Raw genomic sequence first — 19,179 nt, forward strand, 5'->3', positions numbered from 1 at the left:
CTTTTCCTACATTCTTTTTTTTATATGAAATTTGTTACCTTGATTTTGCTCTAGATAAATTTCTTTTAGTTTGCAAAGTTCCAATAGTGCTAAAAAGCTTGCTATACACTCTGCCTTTGTGTGAATTTCATTGATTATTAAATCAAGTTTCAAATCATTTCTAATCTCCAAGGCTCTTCTATAACTTGATAAATAATCATTTACATCCGGCATTTTAACTTTAGAAATAATATTATGAGGCTTTTCTTCTTTTTCTAGTCTTTTTAGAAGTTTTTGAAATTGATTGGCTAGAATTTTCACATCTTTGGTAATTATTTCTTCTTCAGCTTCAAATTTTGCCAGGTCTTCTCCATATTTACTGTGGATTTTCCTTGCTTCCTCTTCTAATAATTTTAAATCATTTTGGACAGATTTTATTTTTTTATACTCGATTAAGTAGGCGATAAAATCTTCTTCCAAATTTTCATCTTTTTCTTTTGGTAAAAGTTTATTTGATTTTATATTTAAAAGTACTGAAGCAATATAAATAAAGCTACTCAAATCTTCAATAGCTGGATCTAACTTTTCAACTTCTGATAGATAATCCTTGGTCAAATCCTCTAAGTTTATATCGTATATATCTATTTTTTTCTTTTCAATTAGTTTTAATAACAAATCAAAAGGGCCTGTAAAGCCCTCTAGTTCAATAGTAAATTCCATTAATTATTTCTATTCATCATTGCATATTGGATAGCAATTATTGTTTTAGCATCTGTGATTTCGCCGTTTTCGACCATATTATAAAGCTCATCAATTGGATATGAATTAGCTTCTAAGTTTTCGTCCTCATCTAGATCTAGTTTTGATTCTACTAAGTCTTTTGCTACAAAGAATAATAACTTATCATTTGTAAATCCAGGAGATGAGTGCATGGTAAATAAGAAATCTATTTGTTCTGGAAGAAATCCTATTTCTTCTTGTAATTCTCTTTTTGCAGCCTCTATTGGTGCTTCATTTGCATCAACTAGTCCCGCTGGGATTTCTAGCATAACTTTATCGACAGCAATCCTGTACTGGCTTACCATCCATAATTTGTCATCGCCATCATAGGCAATAATGCCTACTCCCTTTTGGTGGTCCACAATTTCTCTTTTTGAATATTTTTTATTTTGTAATTCAACTGTCTCTACTCTGAGTTTTAATATTTTGCCATCATAAATAGTATCTGATTTAATAGACGTTTCGTAAAATTTATTGTCGCTCATTTCTTAATTCCTCCGCCATTTCTAGCATTTCACCCGCTGAATTTATGGTTATATCTGTAATGTTTACTCCACCTATGAGTCTAGCTATTTCTGAAATACGTTTTTCGCCTTCAATTTTTTGAGTGGATGAAATAGTAAAGTCTCCAACATCTTCTTTGCTAATTAGTATATGGTTGCTAGCTAAAGATGCAATTTGTGGCAGGTGGCTTATAGCTATTACCTGTCTTTTATTTGATAAATCTAGGATTTTTTCTCCCACAATTTGGGCAGTTCGTCCTGATATTCCAGTATCAATCTCATCAAATATCATAGTATCTACATCATCAAAGTCAGCAAATATTTCCTTAAAAGCTAGCATGATTCTGGATATTTCACCGCCTGATGCAGTTTTGGTAAGTGACTTTAAATCCTCTCCCTTATTTGTCCTTATTAGGAAATCTAGCTCATCTGCACCAGTAGTATCAATGTTTTCTTTTTTACTAAATTCTATTTTAAATAAACCATTTTTGATATTTAAGTCTGCAATAGATTTATTTATATTTTCCTCTAGGATTTTACTTTTTTTAATCCTAATATCATGGAGCTTACTAGCATTTTCATTAAGTTTTTGGTCAATGTCAGATAAGATACTATCCAAATTATCTCTTAAGTCTTCAATCTCATCCAGTTCCTTAATCCTAGCCGAGATTTCATCATAATAGGAAATTATTTCATCTATATTTGAACCGTATTTTCTTTTTAAATTGTAAATGTGTTCTATAAGGTCCTCGAGTTCTTGAGCTCTTTCTGGATCTCCTGTTAATGATTCTTGGTAAATATCCATTTCTGAATATATATCATTTACCTCATCATTTAGGGCAGATAAGCGATCATAAAACTCACTTAGCCTACTATCGATATCAGAAAAAGAATTAATTTCACTTAATATTGCACCAAGCATTGAAGAAATAGAATTTACATCATAATCGCTGTTATCCAAAATACCCTTGGCTGCCTCTATTGACTCACGCATGGCATTGATATTATTTAGCTTTTTGTATTCCTCATCAATTTCTTCTTCATTTATAGAAAATAAATCTATTTTTTCAATTTCTTCGATTTGGTATTTTATCAAATCTCTTTCCCTACTTATTTCTTCATCCGATAAATTTAGATTGTTATATTTTACTAAATATTCGTTTTTTTGATTAACTAAGGCCTTAATCATTTTTCTAAGATCGATAGTTTCTTGGTCGTTAGAATAATTATCGATAAGGTAAATATAATTTGCCTTGTTCATAAAGGCATTTGAATCACCCTGATTGTAAATATCAATAAGTATCGGTGATATTTCTCTAAGTATAGTAAGGTTTGCAACTCTGCCATTGATACGCAAAGTAGATGACTTTTGAGAAATAGTTCTGTTAACTATTAATTTATTATCATCCTCATCAAAGATTACACCGTTATTTATTAATATATTTTTAGCTTTTTCATCTAGTTCAAAAACTCCTTCAATAACAGTTTTTGGCGCAAAACGACCTACTATGTCTTTATCAGCTCTTTTTCCTAAAAGCAAATTTATAGATTCGAGGATTAGTGATTTTCCTGAACCAGTTTCACCAGTCAGTACATTAAATCCCTCTTCAAAAAATATATGATTTCTTTTTATAATTACAAAATTATCTATAAATAGCTCAGAAAGCATTATCTAACCATATCCCTTATTTCTTCTATCAAATCATCGAGAGTATCAAAATCTCTTGGTGTTATAAACATGGTATCTATTCCTGTCACTATTCCCTGAATGTTTTCAAGTTTTGCGTTTGTAATATATTGACCACATACAGTTGCACAGTATGAAATAGTTTTAATTACGCAAAATTGCCCACTCTTTTCAACAGAAAGTACAGATTCCTTAAAAATCTTTTCCATACGTTCGTTTAAAGTGTCATAAACTGTATCAACGACTGTATATTTGTATTCATAATCATCAGTTTGAACTTTTGAAATACGAAGTTCCTTGATGTCCCTAGATATGGTAGCTTGTGTTGCATCAACCCCTTGGTCTCTTAACATTTGAGAAAGTTGGCTTTGAGTTTTTACTTCGTTATTCTGGATAATATCAAGAATCAATCTTTGTCTGGTATATTTTTTCATAATTTTTCCTTATTTCTCGCGCACTGATAGGTAATCTATCAAAAATAGTAAAAAATCGTTGTTAGTAAAATTTGATATAGCTGTCTTTGCTTTTTGATTTATCTGATTTAACAATTCTATAGCTGCATTTTTTTCTAAAACATTTAAAATATTTAGCTCATCAGCATATGTTTCTTCGAGTAAATCATCCTGAATTTGATAAGCTAGACCTAGATTATAAGCATATTCTTCTAGTTTCTTTATTCCCTCATTTGAACAACCACAAACAATTGCAGCACATATTATAGATGCCTTAAATAAATCAGAAGTTTTTTTATCGTAAACATTTAAAAGATAGTCTTTATCGTAAGCTTCTGGGCATCTTAAATCTAAAACTTGACCTTCTATCATGCCCTTGTACCCACTATGGTCAAAAAGATATTTTCCAGCCTCTGCATACATCGGATTTTTACAAGCTAGATTAAAAATAAGAGAGCTTGCTTCATTAAGGAGAGCATCTCCACTTAATATTGCAATATCTTCTCCAAACTTTTTATGTAAGGAAGGCTTTCCGCGTCTCATATCATCATCATCCATTGCTGGCAAATCATCATGGACTAAAGAATAAGCATGGACCATTTCTAAAGAAAGGGCAAAGTCAATATCAGTTTCTGTAATTTCTTTATCAAATAATTTCAAACTTTCTAAATATAGATTAGCCCTGATTCTTTTTCCTGAATCCATTGCATAGCTAAGAGCATGAGCTATCCTATAATTATTATCAAAATAAGTTTTTGCTTTTTGATCTATTAAATTTTTATTACTAGTTAATGTTTTTTCAAAAATTTCATTATTCATGGTTGCCTATTACTTCAATTTTTGCTTGATAGTCTGAAAGTTGGGATTTAAGCTCCTCGTAAAGACCGTTAGCTTCTTCGTAAATTTTTATACTCTCATCCAAATTTTCCTTATTTTCTTCTAATTTTTCTAAGAGTTCTTCAATTTTTTTATAATTTTCTTCAAATGATTTATCCATCAGTTACTACTGCTTTTATCCTTCCATCACTAAAGTTGATTTCTATCTCTTCTCCCACTTTTACTGAATATTTAGAAAATATTTGAGCATCGTCGACACTTTTTATAACAATATTTTCTTTTCTAGCCTCTATTAATGTTTTTGCCGCCTTAAGTCTTGTTTCTAATAAATTTATCTTGGATTTATTAAAAGCAAGATTGTTTTTTATCGCCTTATCAATTGTTAATTTAAGACTTTTGACATCCTTATTTTTTTGTTCAACACTATTTTTTGGATTAGTTGCTTTTAATTTTTGTTTTAGAATAGCTAGCTTATATTCATTTAGTCTAATCTGGCTTAGAATTATATCTTTCATTAGCGAGATGTTTTTCTTTATTTCGCTTTCTAGATTTGTATAATTCGCAATAATATATGATCCAGCCTCTGTTGGTGTTTGTAGTGATAAGTCAGCGACTAGATCCAATAATGTAGTATCAATTTTGTGTCCGATTGCTGAAATAATTGGTGTTTTCGCTTTAAAAACTCGCTCGATTATTTCTTTGTCGTTAAAGACTGATAAATCTTCGTTAGATCCTCCACCACGAGTTATTACTATTACATCAAGGTCCAATTTTTCCAAATCATCAAGGCCTTTTAAAATCAATTCCACTGCATCGTTTCCTTGAACCTTTACTGGAAATAACTTTATTTTGATGTCATTTGGTTTTTGGTTTATTACTGAAATAAAGTCGACTATGGCAGCCCCGTCTTTTGATGTTATTAGCCCCACATTTTTCGGAAGTTTTGGAATCTCTTTTTTATTTTCCAAGTCAAAGTATCCGCGATTTTTAAAGTCTTCTTTCATTTTGATAAACTTTAAATATTCCTCAGATACTCCATTTTTATTTATTTCATTTGTTATTATGACAACCCTTGATGAAAAATTATTGTAGGAAAAGTTACCACGAACTAGGACATCCATCCCTTCCTTAAAGTCAAAATCGATATCCTTATCTACGTAATAATATATTACACAGTCTATAATATCGTTTCCTTCTTTCAAAGAAAAATATAAATGGGCACCATTAAACCTTATATTGGCAAGGCTTCCATTTATATATACTCTTGTTAGGATGGGATCATGTTTTATGCTAGTTTTAAAATATTCGTTAAATTGTTTTACAGAAAGTGCCTTTAACATATTATTTTCTTACAATTTTCCCTAAAACTGAATTTATCATCTGATAGTCATTGTCATCAGCATAGGTTTTTGCAAGTTCAACAGCTTCATTTATAGAAACCGAAACTGGAATGTCCATATATTTCATCTCATTTAAACTTAGGAATAATATTGCTTTTTCAACTTTAGATAAGCGATTATATCTCTTTTTTAGAGATTCTTCTAAGGTTTTTTCTATATTTTCATAATTCTCATTATATGAAATGATAGAATCTTTTATAAATTCTTCATCAGCTATGCCGTGATTTGATAAAGTTTTTTCAACGTCAGATATTTTATTTATACTATCTTCATAGATGAGTTTAAAAACCCATTCTCTTTGCTCAGTGCGTTTCATTAGATTACTAATTTATCCACAGAAACGTTCACACGAGCTACACTTAGGCCTGTCATAGATTCAATAACCCTTACTACGTTTTCTTGAATGTCTTTTACAGTTTTTCTAACATTCACATTTTTATCAAGACTTACGTTTAAGTCTACTAGTAGTTTTCCATTTGCTTGAGTTACTGTACTTTTTGGACTATTTTGTGAAATATTTATTTTACTTTCATTTTCACCTTGAGCGCAAACTCCATTTATCTCTTCGCTAGCTCTTATTGCAAGCTGGTCTAAAATTTCATTTGCTATTTTCACTTGTCCATTTCTAAAATTATTAGCCATTATTTCTCCTTAAACTCTGGATAGGTAATCTCCAGTTCTTGTATCAATTTTAATTGTGTCCCCTTCATTTACGAAAACTGGAACGTTAATAATTGCGCCTGTTTCTACTGTAGCTGGTTTTGTAACGTTTGTTGCTGTATCACCTTTGATAGCTGGTTCTGTTTCTGTAACTTTAAGTTCAACAAAGTTTGGAGCATCAACGCTAAATGGATTTCCATCATAGAATTTGATTTGTACTGAGTCATTTTCTTTTACATATTGGATAGCTTCTTCTACAGCCTCGTATTCAATACCAATTTGTTCAAATGTTTCAGGATCCATAAAATAATAAAGTGTACCATCATTGTATAAATATTGCATTTCTTTAGTGGAAATAACAGCGTTTTCAAATTTTTCATTTGGGTTAAAAGTTACATCTTTTGTTCCTCCACCCATAACTGATCTTATCTTTGCACGAACAAATGCAGCACCCTTACCTGGTTTAACGTGTTGAAAATCAACTACTTGGTAAACATCATTGTCATATACAAAAGTAACACCTTTTCTTAAATCATTTGCAGAAATCATAATTCCTCCTATGTAAATTTAGTTTACATTATTATACCATATTCTGTATTTTTTTGGAAATTTAATTAGGATTATATTTCAAATATATATAAAATATTCCTTAATAATGAAATATAATTCAATAATGAAATATAATTCATTTGGGGTATAACGATTTTATGAAAACTTTAGCAATAATTTCCGAGTTTAATCCCTTCCACAAGGGACATAAGTATCTGCTTGACGAGGCAAAAAAGCAAACAAATGCAGAACTTTCTTTAAGTATTATGAGTGGTGACTACGTCCAAAGAGGAGAGCCTGCAATTATCGACAAATTTTCAAGGGCAGATAGTGCTATGAAAGCCGGTTTTGATATGGTTGTTGAAATGCCATCATTTATAAGCCTCCAATCTGCAGAATACTTTGCAATAGGATCTATTAAAATATTAGAAAAGATAGGTATAGATTACCTATGTTTTGGTATTGAAAAATTAAACCCAGATGAATTTTTAGAAAAAGTTGATATTTTAATTGAAAAATCTTACGAACTTGAAGAATTAACTAAAAATAATCTCCACAACTCATCCTTTACAAAGGCACGTTATGATGCCACCTGCCAATTGCTTGGGGAAAATAATTTTATTACTTCGAATAATATCTTAGCTCTTGAGTATATTAGAGCTATTAGAAAAATAGATTCAAAAATAAAACCTGTTCCTATAAAAAGAATTTCATCTTTAAATAAAGAAAGTGAATTAAAAAAAGAAAATATCTCATCTTCAACTGCCATTAGAAAAAATATTTTTAATGATTACAAAGACCATGTACCTAATTTTTCTTATGAAGTCATTGAAGAAAGTATACAAAAATTTGGAATTCCTAGTATGGATTATGAATATGAGATTTTTAAATATTTGCTCCTAATAGAGCAAAAGCCAATGGATAATATTTTGGGTTATGAAGATGGTATTGAAAACTATCTTTGGAAAATAGCAGTAAAAAACCAAAATTTTTCATCTTTTCTAGAAGAAGCTACTACAAAAAGATATACCTCTTCAAGGATTAAAAGACTTGTTTTAAATTTTATCCTGGATAATGAAAGTTATATGAATGACTTTGATATTGATTTTTACAAAGTCTTGGCCTTCAATAAAAATAGTGAGTATATATTTAGAAATTCAAAAAGTATGCCAGTACTTACAAAAAAAGATATGGATAGGTTAACTGGAACTGATAAAAAAGTTTTAACACAAATGCTTAAGGCCTCAAATTTATATAATATTTCTACGGGGCGAGATTTAAATCAAGATTTTACAAAAAAAATAAGACGCTATTAGAAAGCTAATGGCGTCTTTTTTATTTATCTTGATTCTAAAATAGATCTTCTATTTTTTTCTAATTGTTGAGCTAATTGGCTGAAGTTTTCAGATGATGATGAGAATAATTTATCGATATACTCATATGATTGTTGTCTAATTTTGTTTGCTTCTGTTGCTGCTTCTTGAAGGATTCTGTCAGCTTCTGTTCTTGCTTGTAGAGTAATTTCATGTTCTGAAATCATTTTTTGGTATTGAGTTTTTGCTTGTTCTTTAAAATTTTGAATTTCTTTGTCAGCTTGAGCTAATCTTTCATTTGCTTCTGCATTTGCTTCGCCGATAATTCTATCTTTTTCTTGGTAAGTCCATTCTGCTTGTTTGATTTCTTGTGGTAAAGAATCTTTCATTTCATTTAATATTTCATAAATTTCGTCTGGATCTACTGATACCTTTCTAGAAAATGGAACAGCACTTGCTTCATCCATTACATCTTCCATTTCATTAATTAATTCTGTGATTGTGCTTGCCATATGTTCCCCCTTAATAATTAAATTTTTCTTTCATTTTACATTCAACATCTTTGCTTACGAAGGAAGATATATCTCCCTCAAAACTTGCAACTTCTTTTACCATGCTTGAGCTAATGTGCGAATAATCAGGATTACTTAAAAGATATACTGTTTCTAGTCCCTTGTAAAGCGCTTCATTTACCCTAGCAAGATTTTTTTCATATTCATAGTCTGCCATGCCCCTAAGACCCCTTGCAATTATGTGTGCATCTTCCTCTTTTGCAAAGTTTACCATTAAACCATCAAAGGTTTTTATACTTACATTCTTAAGATTATGGTCATCCACTTCTGATTTTATCATTTCGATTCTTTCGTCAAGGGTAAAAATCGGATTTTTATTTCCATTTATCAAAAGTGCAACTACTACTTCATCAAACATTTGGCTAAGTCTTTTTATAATATCAAGATGGCCAAAGGTTGGTGGGTCAAAGGTTCCTGGATATATTACTTTCATTTTATATAAATTTTAACTATTTTCCTTCCATAATTTTTCTCTTTAATGAGATATAAATCATATGTATCAGAAAACTCAATGTTTCTATCTGATTCTGTTATTACTATACCATCGTCATTTAACAATTCATAATTTAAAATTAATTCCACCGATTCTGTGATGTATTCTTCATCATAGGGAGGGTCTAGGAAAATATAATCAAATTTTATGCCTTTATTTTTATAATTTTCCAAGGCAGCCTTATAGTCTAGCTTAGAAATTTCATAATTTGGAGCATTTATTTTATCCAAATTTTCCTTTAGAGATTTTAAACTTAGCCTATATATCTCATTAAAATAAACAAAGTCTAAGCCTCTTGATAAAAATTCTATACCCATTTGCCCACTTCCAGCAAACAAGTCTAGGGCATTACCATTTGTCTTCATTGGATAAAGCATATCAAAAATAGCTTCCTTGATTTTATTATCAGTAGGTCTAGTATTCTTATTTTTTGGTGCAATTAGGTTAAAACCCTTGTATTTTCCTGCTACAACTCTCATTAATTTAAAATTATCCTTTTGTCCATTTCAAAAAACTTTTCTATATAAGAAAAATTTACACCTTCAAAATTATTTGATTTTAGATAATCAAATATCTCAAAGCCTTTATCAATTTCTTCTTTTTCCATATTTAAAAACTCTATTTGGCTGATATTTCTTCCATGTTGGATGGATGATAAAATTTTGCCACCACCACGGAGGTCGAAGTCTTTCTTTGCAATATCAAATCCATTTTCATTATTCACTAAGATATTTAATTTTGTCATACTATCTGCATTTTTACTTACCAAATAACAAAATGAATCATATGGTCCCCTGCCAACTCTACCACGAAGTTGGTGGAGGGATGAGAGGCCAAAATGATTTGCATTATAAATCACCATAGTGTTTGCATTTGCTACATCAATACCAACTTCAATTACTGTTGTTGAAATTAAAATATCGGTCTTACCATCAGCAAAATCCTTTAGGGTCTTCTCCTTATCAATAGACTTCATATCACCGTGTAGTTTTTTTACTATGCGATATTTAAATTGTTTTTTATAACGCTTGTATAGGTTTTCTACACTGTTTTTATCATCGGCATCTATATTATTAGAAACTATATATATTTGCCTACCATCATCTAGATTTTTATTTATCTCATAAAATAAAGTTTCTTCCATTGGCTCAGTTATAACACTGGTTGCAATTGCTTTTCTGCCCTTAGGTAGTTCATTTATCATTGATAGGTCTAAAATCTTTGACAATCTTAAGGAAATTGTTCTTGGAATTGGTGTTGCAGTCATGGTAAGGTAATTAACTTTTTCACCTTTTTGACCAAGTGCTTGCCTTTGGCCAACACCAAATCTATGCTGCTCATCATTTACTACAAAACGCAAATCCTTAAAAACTACGTCTTCCTGTATGAGTGAATGAGTTCCAATTACAATGTCAATTTCACCATTGGCAAGTTTTTCCTTAATCTCATCTTTATTTTTTTGAGATCCTGTTAGCAATCCTAAATTTAAACCAAATTTTCTGATTAATTCTAAATTTTTTTCGTATTGTTGGATAGCTAAAACCTCTGTTGGTACCATCATGGCAGCTTGGTAGCCATTTAATGCAAAAATAATCATTGCAATAAGCGCAACAATGGTTTTTCCGGAGCCTACATCCCCAATTAAAAGCCTATTCATTAATTGGTTTTTGTTGGAATCCTGGAGAATTTCTTTTAAAGAAATTAATTGTGATCTAGTAAGTTTAAAATCTAAATTATTTAAAATGTAATCTAAATCATATTCTAAGTTCAAATTTTGCTTTCTTTGAAACCTTTTATTGATATAGTCAATATAAATTAGTTCTTTTACAAAATCCATAATTTTAATTTGTGATTTTGCTGCCATCAAATTTTCTTTTTTGCTAGGAAAATGAATTTGATTGAGATTTTCTAGTTTTTTATTAAAATAAAACTTTTTTAAAATATTATTATCAAATATTTCTTCATCATTGTCAAAATTTTTTAGACCTTCTTTAATAAATCCAGATAATTGTTTTTGGTTAATACCCTTAGCAAGTGGATAAATTGCAATTATATTTCCAATTTGACCATCATCTAGTTCACAAAAAAGAGGATTGATTGTCTCATACACTCCATTTTCATTATTCACCTTGCAATAAAACTTATAAGTCTCTCCCATTTTTAATTTCTGGTGGGAAAATCTATCATTAAACCAAATAATTTTTATTTTTTGATTGGTCGATTCTTCTAAGGCAAACAAGTAAGTTATCATCCCAACTCGTGTGCGATTTTGAAATGATTTACTTACTATCTTCCACTCAAAATAAGATTTTTTATTTGGATTTGCTTTTAAAACATTTATTTTACGACTCCTATCCTCAAAACTTGTAGGATAGTAATTGTACAAATCGGAAACAGTATAAATATCTAATTTTCTAAGAGTTTCTTTTTTCTTTTCTCCGATGCCTTTTAGGTCTAGTAGGTCCATTATTCTAGAGTGATTGTGTAATAATAAACTGGTTGTCCACCATATACTAGCTCAACATCCACATCTTTATGTTTTTTGCTGATTTTTTTGACCAAATCTTTAGCATCTTTTTTATCTACTTCCTCCCCATAATATAGGGTGATTAATGATAAATCTTCGTCATTTTCTAGGGCAGTTTCGATTGTTTTTAAGGCTGTATCAACAATCTTTGAATTTGATGTTACTATATTTCCATCTAATATTCCTAGATAATCATCTCTTAAAATTTCAATCCCATTGATAGATGTATCTCTGATAGAAATTGAAATTTCTGCCACGTGCATTTCTTTGATAGATTCATTCATATTTTCTAAATTTGTTTCAATATCGCTATCTTCATCAAATTCAAGCATTGCAGCAAATGTTTCAGGAATAGACCTTGTTTCTACAACCACTGCATTTTTTTCTGTAATCTGAGCTGCTTGTTTGGCGCTCATTATAATATTTTTATTATTTGGGAAAATAATTATATTTTCAGCATTTACACGATCTAGAGAATTAAAGATATCTTCTGTAGATGGGTTCATAGTTTGTCCACCTGAAATAATCTCATCTACATTCATTGATTCTAAAATCGCATCATAGCCTTCTCCACGGCTGACTGCTATAAAACCATATTTTTTGGCTTGACTAGCTTTTTTCTTAGCTATTTTTTCCAAATTTGGTTTTAAGTTTTTAAACTCAGCTTTTAAGATTTCACCATCTACTGTTAGCATTTGTAAAAGACCGTATGGATTATCTGTTTTTAAGCTAGCTTTTAAAATACCTTCTTCAAAAGATTCTTCTATTTCATCTGCTATTGTCCCAAGATTATTCAAAATAGTTTTATAAGACTCTTCTGTAGTTGCTATATCAAAACTTAATTCATATGGCAGGTCCTTTTTTTCTGCTTGGGATTTGCTATGGATATCTTCGATTTTTATATCACTATTTAATTCAGAAAAAGCACCTTTAAGTAGAGTAATTAATCCTTGACCACCAGAATCTACAACACCTGCTTCTTTTAATACTGGAAGTTGATTTGGTGTATTATCAAGGGCTATTTGTCCAGCGCTGATAATTTCAAATAAATATTGATCAATTTCAATGTCTTGGCTATAGATTTCATTTGCCTTATCAGTCATTTTTTGGCTAACTGTAAGAATTGTTCCTTCAGTTGGCTTCATTACCGCTTTATAGGCAGTTTGATTTGCTATTTGGAAAATTTCTTTTATATCTAAACTTTCAATTACATCTTTTCCTTTAATAGCCTTTGAAAAACCTCTTACAAGTTGGGATAAGATTACCCCTGAGTTACCACGTGCACCCATCAGAGTACCTTGGGATAAGGCTTTTGCAATTTCATAGCAGCTATTGCTATTTAATTGGTTAACCCTATCTACACCTGATTTCATAGTCATGGTCATATTTGTCCCAGTATCTCCATCTGGAACTGGAAAGACGTTTAATTGATTAACCATCTCTCTATTTTCATTTAACAATTCATAAGCTCCAATAATCATTTGTTGGAGTTTATTTGCATCAATTTCTCTCATATTCACCTACTGTCCTATTCCTTGCACCAAAATATTAACATCAGAAACTCTAACATTTAAAGATTTTTCGACTGTGTATTTTACATTATCGATTATATTTTGTGCTACAACTGAAATTCTTACTCCATAAAGTATAAATATTGAAATATTAATTGTAAGAGTTCCATCGTCTCTTCTATGTATTTCTACACCCTTGCTCATATTTTCTAGTTTTAATAATTGATAAATATCATCTTTTGCTGATTGTGATGCAAGGCCAACTACACCATATGATTGCATAACTGTGACAGCAACAATATTGCTTAGCACTGAATCATCTATAGTTACCTTACCTAAATTATTTACGTATTTTATAGACATTGTATCCTCCATCATTTGGACTAATTATATCATACATATTTGTTATATTATACTATAAGTGTTTTTGCTTTGCCTTATAATTATTGACAATAAATTAATTTATGATAGTATATTATACGAATATATGATAACAATTTCATAATTGCAATTGCAATAAGTACACTATGATGTTTGATTATATTAATAAGCTAAAATATTTATTTTAAGATAAGCATTTTGCTTTAGTACACACTTAAAATAGTAAAAAATTAGATAGGAAATGATATGGATTACCTAAAAATAGTTAAGGACAATTGTATTAAGTGCGGTTTATGTACTAAAGATTGTCCATTTTTGAGTAAGTATAATATAAATTTATTAGACTTTACGGAAAGAGAAGATTTAGCTTATTCTTGCTTTTTATGCAATAAGTGTAGCCATGTTTGCCCTAAAAATTTAAACGGCAAATATATCTCACTTTTATTTCGTAAAAATAATCCAAAATACAAACTTGTAAAACTAAACAAGGAGTCTTATCCTTTCAGAAACTTGCCTAAAAAAACTAAAAAATCAAGTGATCTTTTGTATTTAGGATGCAATTTTCCAGCCTTTTATCCGGAAACATCTAAGGCTTTGATTGACTTATTTAAGAAAAATGGATTTGTTTTTTCCATAGATTGCTGCAGGAATCCTGTTTCTAGTACTGGTTTTAACGAAAATCCTAGTACGCGTTTAGAAAATCAGATTAATAATCTTAAAATCAACAGAATAGTGACAGCTTGTCCTAATTGCTATCACCACTTAAAATATAAATATAAGATTGAAATAATTTCTGTATACAAATGGCTTGAAGAATATAATTATATAAAGGATATCGAAAAACCTTATAATGTATTTTTCCCATGTTCTGATAGGTACAACCGTGAAATTTTTAACGTTATTAAAAGGCATGCTCCAAATTGGAATGATAAGTTTAAAAACACCAATTGTTGCGGATCTGGGGGCCTGGCTGTAAAAAAAGAAAAAGATATTGCTGATACTATGACAGCTTCCATTCAAAATGAAGAAATATATAGCTATTGTGCAACATGCTCCATGCGTTTTTCTAAATACAATAAGGTCCACCACTTTGCCTCAGCATTCTTGGGCATTGATGAAGAGGTCAAAACGGATTATTTAAAAAATGCACTTAAAGCGAAATTTTTTAAATAAACAGGAGAATAAATGAAAAAATTAAATATTAATCAAATCATTAAAAAACTTGGCCTTTCATTTTTTACTTTGTTTTTTGTTTTAAGTATTACAGCTTGTTCAAATCAAAATGCAAATGAAAATACTGCAGAAAATGAAAAAGTAAGCGAAGAAACATCTGACAGCAAAGAAGTAGAAGAATCAAATGAAGAATCAAAAAATGATGAAAAAAAAGAAATTGCATCTGAAACTATCAAAGAATCTGATGACGGTGAAATACTTGATTGCTGTGGAAGGGCTAAAAACAAGGATATTTTTGTTACAGCTGACTATGTAAAAGATGTAATTGATGGCAAAGAAGATGTTGGTGATTATGTAATAGCAGAAGTTACTTGGGGTGAAGCTGATGCCAGCGAGGATTATTTAAAAAATCATATTCCAGGAGCTATTCATATAAATACTGATACTATCGAAGAGGGCCCAGTTTGGAATTTCAAAAGTGATGATGACATTGTAAAATCAATGCTAGATTACGGAATTGATAAAGATACAACAGTATTTTTATACGGTCCTGATTCTGGAGCACCAAGAGTAGCTTTAGCTTATCTGATAGAAGGTGTTGAAAATATAAAGCTAATTGATGGAGGCCTTAAAGTTTGGATGGATAAGGGTTATGAAACTGAAGAAGGGGAAAATAAAGCAGTTGCCAAAGATGATTTTAAAGGTGAATATCCTGCCCATCCAGAATTTATAGTGAGCCTAGAAGAAGCTAAAAAAGACATTGAAGATGAAAATGACGATGTTCAATACATTTCTACTAGAAGCTACGAAGAATATATCGGTGAAACCAGTGGATATTCCTATATTCCAAAGGCATGTGAACTGCCAGGTGCAATATACGGCCATGATGAAGCGGACTATAAAAATCCAGATGGAACATATATCAGATACACAGATATGATAAAAATGTTAGAGGCTGAAAGTGTAGACACCAGCAAAGAAATGGTATTTTACTGCGGAACTGGATGGAGAGCTGCCCTGCCAATCTTAAAATTCTACGAAAAAGGAATTACTGCAAAATTATTTGATGGTGGATGGAATGAGTGGCAAATGCATGATGACTTACCAGCACAACTTGGTGATCCAAAAGATGGCGCAGAAATAAAAAAAGTTGGCGAATTATCTAATGATAAAGCCACAGAATAGGAATAAGATTTTAAAAATCTTCCAAATTCTTTTCTTAGTGGGGATATTTTTAATCCAATACTATTCAAAGAAAAAAATGGGAGTCCAGAGAACATTAGTTTTTTATAATTACAATTTAGAAAATAATTATAATATTAAAACCATATTTAAACTAATTGCCCTAGTATTTTTTATTTTTATAATCTATAGTTTTATAAAATATAAAAATCTAAAGGCAATCAGTCTATTGTGTATACTAGCAATATTAATTTTAATGACTATTGATATTTCAATATTTAAGCTTACAAAGTATGCAATATCATTATTATTGCTAATAATAAATATTTTAGAATTTAACAAAATAGGAGAAAAAAATGAAAAGATCAAATAAATTACTTACACTTATGCTAATCGGTACATTCGCACTTACAGGTTGTGGAAATAACACAACAGCTCCAGAAGAAACAAAGACTGAAGAAGCTGCTAGTAATGAAGCAACCACTCCAGAAAATACAGAAAATACAGAAACTGAAGAAGGTTCAGAAGAAACTGCCGAAACTGAAGTTAAAACAATTGCAGGCGAAGAATTAGACAAAATCCAAGAAGACAACGACGAAAAAGAAAAATACCTAGTAATCGATACTAGAAAAGCTGATGATTACAAGGAAGGTCACGTAAAACACGCTATCACACTTCCAGCTGATGAATTAGCTGATAGAATTGACGAACTTGCTGATTTCAAAGACAAAAACGTAGTTGTTTATGGTGAAACTGCTGAAGAAGCTGAAGAAGCTTACAAAACACTAGTTGATAATGGATTTACAAATGTTCAATCTGCTGGTGGATACGCAGACTTTGATTATACAACAAAAACAAAGGTCACATCTGTACCAGGACCAGAATTTATAGAGTTAGTAAATACTGGAGATTATACAATCATCGATGTTAGAGATGAAAAAGACTATAACAAAGGTCACTTAGCAGGAGCTATCAATGTTCCAGTTGATCAAGCTGAATCATTAATCGAAACACTTCCACAAGATAAACCATTCCTAACTCACTGCTATTCAGGAAACAGATCATTTAAAGTAGCTGATATGCTTGCTGAACAAGGTCACGAAGTAATCAACGCCCTTGATGGTACAAAAGAATACGACGGTTACGACTTATCTGAAAAATAAGAGCAAATAAATGGATCAGAAAAATCTTGAGAAATCTCAGACTAATGAAAAAAGTCTAAATAAATCATCGAAACTTCTGATTTTACTACCACTTATAGGGCTAATTTTGGCATACTTCTTAATACCATCATTCAAAAGTGCTATTAGTAGTGCCATATCGGCATTAAGTACAGGAGGCCTAAGTGGGGTTATTGAATACATCCGTGGATATGGCAAACAAGCGGCTGTAATTTCATTTTTACTAATGATTTTACAGTCTATCATATCCCCTATCCCAGCTGTTATGATTACCCTAGCAAATGCTGTTATATTTGGCTGGGTAAAGGGAGCTATTTTATCATGGTCATCAGCTATGGTTGGTGCTGCGCTTTGCTTTTTTATTGCAAGAGCCCTAGGACGTGATGCAGTTATAAGACTATCTAGCCAGGGAGCCCTAGAAAATATCGAAGACTTTTTTGAAAAATATGGTAAACACACTATCCTTATAGCAAGATTGTTACCATTTATATCCTTTGATATTGTAAGCTATGCTGCAGGTCTTACATCAATGGGATTTTGGCCATTTTTCTTAGCTACAGGCCTCGGCCAGCTACCAGCTACAATCATATATTCCTACACAGGTGGTGAATTGGATGGTGGCGCACGTGGTATATTTATATTTGTAATCGCAATATCAATACTTGCAGTAGTTGTTGCATTTTTTAGGAAAAGATATAATGCAAAACACAAAACGAATTTTTAATGTATTAAAAGCTATCCTTGTGATAGCTTTTATAATTTGGATAAATAAATCTGTTAATATAGATATATTGCAAGAAAAAATATCATCTTATGGAGCCTTAGCACCATTGATATATATACTAGCTTTTACAATCCTACCTATTTTCCTATTCCCTACCCTAAGTATAGTAATCGTAGGAGGAACGTTATTTGGATTTGTAAATGGACTAGTATATACAACAATTGGCGTTGCAGCAAATACATCACTAATGTATCTAATCTCACACAAATATGCTAAAGATAAAGTCTACAATATCCTAAAAGATAGGTTGTCAGACCAGTATTTAAATTTGATTTATACCAAAGATCAAAAAAAGCTGATAACTACCTTTATTATATTTAGATTAGTTCCTGCAGTTCCCTACATTTTTGAAAACTATCTAGCTGGTTTAACTGAAATAAAGTTTGTACCTTATTTACTTACTACTATTGTATCTGTTATCCCTGGCACCTTGGTTTATCTTAATGTAGGTACTAACATAACTGATATTGGCAGCAAGGAATTTATTTTATCAGTGATAATTCTATTAGCCTTTACAGTATTGACACTATTAGCCAAAAAAATTTATGATAAAAAACATGGTAACCATAATAATTCCGACTTATAATGAAGTCAAAAATATAAAAAAATTTGAAAAAGTATTAGCGAATATAAAGGGAAATTTTGAAGTAATTTTTACCGACGGTTTTTCCAGGGATGGGACCTATGATTTAATCTCTTACCCAAAAATTAAGGAAGCAAAGTATAGGTCAAATCAGATGAATGCAGGAGCAAAGTACGCTAAGGGTGACTACTTGCTTTTTCTACACTGCGACTCATTTATAGGTTCGGATTGTGTAAATTTAATTGAAAGATCAAATCTTGATGCAGGGTGTTTTACTTTGAAATTCCACCCAAGCAACTCCAGCTTGAAATTCATAGAATTTTTCTCAAATCTAAGGGTAAAAAGAAAACATATCGCCTTTGGTGATCAGGGAATATTTATAAAAAGGGAAATTTTCGAAAAAATTGGTGGATATAAGGAAATTCCTCTGATGGAAGACTATCAATTATCCATGGATATTAAAGAAGCTGGATATAAACTAAAACAAATTGATTATCCAATATATACATCTTCCCGAAGATTAGAAAAACATCCTCTAACAACAGGTTTTTTAATGAAAATCTTGCAAAATTTATATAAGAGTGGATATAGTGTAGAAAAAATAGCTGAATATTATAAAAAGATTTAAAAAG

At 30.6% G+C, this 19,179-nt stretch carries 24 protein-coding genes; 8 read left to right on the forward strand and 16 right to left on the reverse strand.

Annotated features, from left to right (window positions below):
* Positions 1-6: 6 nt before the first annotated feature.
* The 10 genes from ACF3NF_RS01235 to efp are packed head-to-tail and all read right to left on the reverse strand — an operon-like array spanning position 7 to position 6,847.
* Positions 7-699 carry a segregation and condensation protein A gene (locus ACF3NF_RS01235; RefSeq protein ID WP_394023522.1) on the reverse strand — a complete coding sequence of 231 codons (693 nt, stop codon included), beginning with the start codon at positions 697-699 and terminating at the stop codon, positions 7-9.
* Complete coding sequence (locus ACF3NF_RS01240) at positions 699-1,244, reverse strand: NUDIX hydrolase (protein ID WP_262122131.1); 546 nt, start codon at positions 1,242-1,244, stop codon at positions 699-701. Before ACF3NF_RS01240 ends, ACF3NF_RS01235 begins: the two co-directional genes overlap by 1 nt.
* Positions 1,231-2,931 (reverse strand): DNA repair protein RecN, encoded by a 1,701-nt coding sequence (recN, locus tag ACF3NF_RS01245; protein WP_394023524.1) that lies wholly within the window; start codon positions 2,929-2,931, stop codon positions 1,231-1,233. The genes ACF3NF_RS01240 and recN overlap by 14 nt, the downstream gene beginning before the upstream one ends.
* The gene (locus tag ACF3NF_RS01250) at positions 2,931-3,383 is read right to left on the reverse strand and encodes an arginine repressor (protein ID WP_262122129.1); all 453 of its coding nucleotides are present in this window, start codon (positions 3,381-3,383) and stop codon (positions 2,931-2,933) included. Before ACF3NF_RS01250 ends, recN begins: the two co-directional genes overlap by 1 nt.
* 9 nt (positions 3,384-3,392) lie before the next feature.
* Positions 3,393-4,220 carry a polyprenyl synthetase family protein gene (locus ACF3NF_RS01255; RefSeq protein WP_394023527.1) on the reverse strand — a complete coding sequence of 276 codons (828 nt, stop codon included), beginning with the start codon at positions 4,218-4,220 and terminating at the stop codon, positions 3,393-3,395.
* Positions 4,213-4,398, reverse strand: coding sequence for an exodeoxyribonuclease VII small subunit (xseB, locus tag ACF3NF_RS01260; RefSeq protein ID WP_262122127.1), 186 nt, complete (start codon positions 4,396-4,398; stop codon positions 4,213-4,215). The genes ACF3NF_RS01255 and xseB overlap by 8 nt, the downstream gene beginning before the upstream one ends.
* Positions 4,391-5,578, reverse strand: a complete 1,188-nt coding sequence (gene xseA / locus ACF3NF_RS01265) for an exodeoxyribonuclease VII large subunit (RefSeq protein WP_394023529.1) — start codon at positions 5,576-5,578, stop codon at positions 4,391-4,393. The genes xseB and xseA overlap by 8 nt, the downstream gene beginning before the upstream one ends.
* Before the next feature lies 1 nt (position 5,579).
* Positions 5,580-5,954, reverse strand: coding sequence for a transcription antitermination factor NusB (gene nusB, locus ACF3NF_RS01270; protein ID WP_394023531.1), 375 nt, complete (start codon positions 5,952-5,954; stop codon positions 5,580-5,582).
* On the reverse strand, positions 5,954-6,280 hold the full coding sequence (locus tag ACF3NF_RS01275; RefSeq protein ID WP_394023533.1) for an Asp23/Gls24 family envelope stress response protein: 327 nt from the start codon (positions 6,278-6,280) through the stop codon (positions 5,954-5,956). The genes nusB and ACF3NF_RS01275 overlap by 1 nt, the downstream gene beginning before the upstream one ends.
* Before the next feature lie 9 nt (positions 6,281-6,289).
* Positions 6,290-6,847 (reverse strand): elongation factor P, encoded by a 558-nt coding sequence (gene efp, locus ACF3NF_RS01280; RefSeq protein WP_394023537.1) that lies wholly within the window; start codon positions 6,845-6,847, stop codon positions 6,290-6,292.
* A gap of 158 nt (positions 6,848-7,005) precedes the next feature.
* On the opposite strand from efp, the gene ACF3NF_RS01285 reads away from it, so the two are divergent.
* A complete protein-coding gene (locus ACF3NF_RS01285; RefSeq protein WP_394023539.1) occupies positions 7,006-8,163 on the forward strand; it encodes a tRNA(Met) cytidine acetate ligase in 1,158 nt (385 codons plus the stop codon).
* 23 nt (positions 8,164-8,186) lie between these two features.
* Here the strand turns inward: ACF3NF_RS01285 and ACF3NF_RS01290 are convergent, their stop codons facing one another.
* From ACF3NF_RS01290 to ACF3NF_RS01315, 6 genes are read right to left on the reverse strand one after another with little or no spacing between them, the layout of a single operon-like run.
* On the reverse strand, positions 8,187-8,672 hold the full coding sequence (locus ACF3NF_RS01290; RefSeq protein ID WP_262122121.1) for an ATPase: 486 nt from the start codon (positions 8,670-8,672) through the stop codon (positions 8,187-8,189).
* Positions 8,673-8,682: 10 nt separating this feature from the next.
* A complete protein-coding gene (gene coaD / locus ACF3NF_RS01295; RefSeq protein ID WP_394023541.1) occupies positions 8,683-9,165 on the reverse strand; it encodes a pantetheine-phosphate adenylyltransferase in 483 nt (160 codons plus the stop codon).
* Positions 9,162-9,704 (reverse strand): 16S rRNA (guanine(966)-N(2))-methyltransferase RsmD, encoded by a 543-nt coding sequence (rsmD, locus tag ACF3NF_RS01300; protein ID WP_394023543.1) that lies wholly within the window; start codon positions 9,702-9,704, stop codon positions 9,162-9,164. The genes coaD and rsmD overlap by 4 nt, the downstream gene beginning before the upstream one ends.
* Positions 9,704-11,692, reverse strand: a complete 1,989-nt coding sequence (locus ACF3NF_RS01305) for an ATP-dependent DNA helicase RecG (RefSeq protein ID WP_394023545.1) — start codon at positions 11,690-11,692, stop codon at positions 9,704-9,706. The genes rsmD and ACF3NF_RS01305 overlap by 1 nt, the downstream gene beginning before the upstream one ends.
* On the reverse strand, positions 11,692-13,266 hold the full coding sequence (locus ACF3NF_RS01310; RefSeq protein WP_394023547.1) for a DAK2 domain-containing protein: 1,575 nt from the start codon (positions 13,264-13,266) through the stop codon (positions 11,692-11,694). The genes ACF3NF_RS01305 and ACF3NF_RS01310 overlap by 1 nt, the downstream gene beginning before the upstream one ends.
* A 6-nt stretch (positions 13,267-13,272) precedes the next feature.
* The gene (locus ACF3NF_RS01315) at positions 13,273-13,626 is read right to left on the reverse strand and encodes an Asp23/Gls24 family envelope stress response protein (RefSeq protein ID WP_262122116.1); all 354 of its coding nucleotides are present in this window, start codon (positions 13,624-13,626) and stop codon (positions 13,273-13,275) included.
* Positions 13,627-13,890: 264 nt separating this feature from the next.
* Between ACF3NF_RS01315 and ACF3NF_RS01320 the strand changes: the two genes are divergently transcribed.
* Genes ACF3NF_RS01320 through ACF3NF_RS01350 form a run of 7 tightly spaced genes read left to right on the forward strand, consistent with a single transcriptional unit; the run spans position 13,891 to position 19,175 of the window.
* Entirely contained in the window at positions 13,891-14,817 is a 927-nt protein-coding gene (locus tag ACF3NF_RS01320) for a heterodisulfide reductase-related iron-sulfur binding cluster (protein ID WP_394023550.1), read from the forward strand.
* Positions 14,818-14,829: 12 nt separating this feature from the next.
* A complete protein-coding gene (locus tag ACF3NF_RS01325) occupies positions 14,830-16,002 on the forward strand; it encodes a sulfurtransferase (RefSeq protein ID WP_394023552.1) in 1,173 nt (390 codons plus the stop codon).
* Complete coding sequence (locus ACF3NF_RS01330) at positions 15,983-16,372, forward strand: hypothetical protein (RefSeq protein WP_394023554.1); 390 nt, start codon at positions 15,983-15,985, stop codon at positions 16,370-16,372. Before ACF3NF_RS01325 ends, ACF3NF_RS01330 begins: the two co-directional genes overlap by 20 nt.
* A complete protein-coding gene (locus tag ACF3NF_RS01335; RefSeq protein ID WP_394023556.1) occupies positions 16,356-17,162 on the forward strand; it encodes a rhodanese-like domain-containing protein in 807 nt (268 codons plus the stop codon). The genes ACF3NF_RS01330 and ACF3NF_RS01335 overlap by 17 nt, the downstream gene beginning before the upstream one ends.
* 10 nt (positions 17,163-17,172) lie before the next feature.
* Positions 17,173-17,904, forward strand: coding sequence for a TVP38/TMEM64 family protein (locus ACF3NF_RS01340; protein ID WP_394023557.1), 732 nt, complete (start codon positions 17,173-17,175; stop codon positions 17,902-17,904).
* Positions 17,879-18,550, forward strand: a complete 672-nt coding sequence (locus tag ACF3NF_RS01345; protein ID WP_394023558.1) for a TVP38/TMEM64 family protein — start codon at positions 17,879-17,881, stop codon at positions 18,548-18,550. Before ACF3NF_RS01340 ends, ACF3NF_RS01345 begins: the two co-directional genes overlap by 26 nt.
* Positions 18,510-19,175 carry a TIGR04283 family arsenosugar biosynthesis glycosyltransferase gene (locus ACF3NF_RS01350; RefSeq protein ID WP_394023559.1) on the forward strand — a complete coding sequence of 222 codons (666 nt, stop codon included), beginning with the start codon at positions 18,510-18,512 and terminating at the stop codon, positions 19,173-19,175. The genes ACF3NF_RS01345 and ACF3NF_RS01350 overlap by 41 nt, the downstream gene beginning before the upstream one ends.
* Positions 19,176-19,179 lie beyond the last annotated feature (4 nt).

It is taken from the genome of Anaerococcus martiniensis (assembly GCF_043187485.1).
In the GTDB taxonomy this organism is placed as follows: Bacteria; Bacillota; Clostridia; order Tissierellales; family Peptoniphilaceae; genus Anaerococcus; species Anaerococcus martiniensis.

Bases quoted from the DNA above. Each gene is read 5' to 3' on its own strand.
- ACF3NF_RS01335 (WP_394023556.1), top strand. From the start codon at position 16,356: ATGAAAAGATCAAATAAATTACTTACACTTATGCTAATCGGTACATTC.
- efp (WP_394023537.1), bottom strand. From the start codon at position 6,847: ATGATTTCTGCAAATGATTTAAGAAAAGGTGTTACTTTTGTATATGAC.
- xseB (WP_262122127.1), bottom strand. From the start codon at position 4,398: ATGGATAAATCATTTGAAGAAAATTATAAAAAAATTGAAGAACTCTTA.
- ACF3NF_RS01315 (WP_262122116.1), bottom strand. From the start codon at position 13,626: ATGTCTATAAAATACGTAAATAATTTAGGTAAGGTAACTATAGATGAT.
- rsmD (WP_394023543.1), bottom strand. From the start codon at position 9,704: ATGAGAGTTGTAGCAGGAAAATACAAGGGTTTTAACCTAATTGCACCA.
- ACF3NF_RS01330 (WP_394023554.1), top strand. From the start codon at position 15,983: ATGATAAAGCCACAGAATAGGAATAAGATTTTAAAAATCTTCCAAATT.
- ACF3NF_RS01275 (WP_394023533.1), bottom strand. From the start codon at position 6,280: ATGGCTAATAATTTTAGAAATGGACAAGTGAAAATAGCAAATGAAATT.
- recN (WP_394023524.1), bottom strand. From the start codon at position 2,931: ATGCTTTCTGAGCTATTTATAGATAATTTTGTAATTATAAAAAGAAAT.
- ACF3NF_RS01325 (WP_394023552.1), top strand. From the start codon at position 14,830: ATGAAAAAATTAAATATTAATCAAATCATTAAAAAACTTGGCCTTTCA.
- ACF3NF_RS01285 (WP_394023539.1), top strand. From the start codon at position 7,006: ATGAAAACTTTAGCAATAATTTCCGAGTTTAATCCCTTCCACAAGGGA.
- ACF3NF_RS01345 (WP_394023558.1), top strand. From the start codon at position 17,879: ATGCAAAACACAAAACGAATTTTTAATGTATTAAAAGCTATCCTTGTG.
- coaD (WP_394023541.1), bottom strand. From the start codon at position 9,165: ATGAAAGTAATATATCCAGGAACCTTTGACCCACCAACCTTTGGCCAT.
- ACF3NF_RS01255 (WP_394023527.1), bottom strand. From the start codon at position 4,220: ATGAATAATGAAATTTTTGAAAAAACATTAACTAGTAATAAAAATTTA.
- ACF3NF_RS01310 (WP_394023547.1), bottom strand. From the start codon at position 13,266: ATGAGAGAAATTGATGCAAATAAACTCCAACAAATGATTATTGGAGCT.
- ACF3NF_RS01305 (WP_394023545.1), bottom strand. From the start codon at position 11,692: ATGGACCTACTAGACCTAAAAGGCATCGGAGAAAAGAAAAAAGAAACT.
- ACF3NF_RS01235 (WP_394023522.1), bottom strand. From the start codon at position 699: ATGGAATTTACTATTGAACTAGAGGGCTTTACAGGCCCTTTTGATTTG.
- ACF3NF_RS01240 (WP_262122131.1), bottom strand. From the start codon at position 1,244: ATGAGCGACAATAAATTTTACGAAACGTCTATTAAATCAGATACTATT.
- ACF3NF_RS01320 (WP_394023550.1), top strand. From the start codon at position 13,891: ATGGATTACCTAAAAATAGTTAAGGACAATTGTATTAAGTGCGGTTTA.
- ACF3NF_RS01290 (WP_262122121.1), bottom strand. From the start codon at position 8,672: ATGGCAAGCACAATCACAGAATTAATTAATGAAATGGAAGATGTAATG.
- xseA (WP_394023529.1), bottom strand. From the start codon at position 5,578: ATGTTAAAGGCACTTTCTGTAAAACAATTTAACGAATATTTTAAAACT.
- ACF3NF_RS01350 (WP_394023559.1), top strand. From the start codon at position 18,510: ATGATAAAAAACATGGTAACCATAATAATTCCGACTTATAATGAAGTC.
- nusB (WP_394023531.1), bottom strand. From the start codon at position 5,954: ATGAAACGCACTGAGCAAAGAGAATGGGTTTTTAAACTCATCTATGAA.
- ACF3NF_RS01340 (WP_394023557.1), top strand. From the start codon at position 17,173: ATGGATCAGAAAAATCTTGAGAAATCTCAGACTAATGAAAAAAGTCTA.
- ACF3NF_RS01250 (WP_262122129.1), bottom strand. From the start codon at position 3,383: ATGAAAAAATATACCAGACAAAGATTGATTCTTGATATTATCCAGAAT.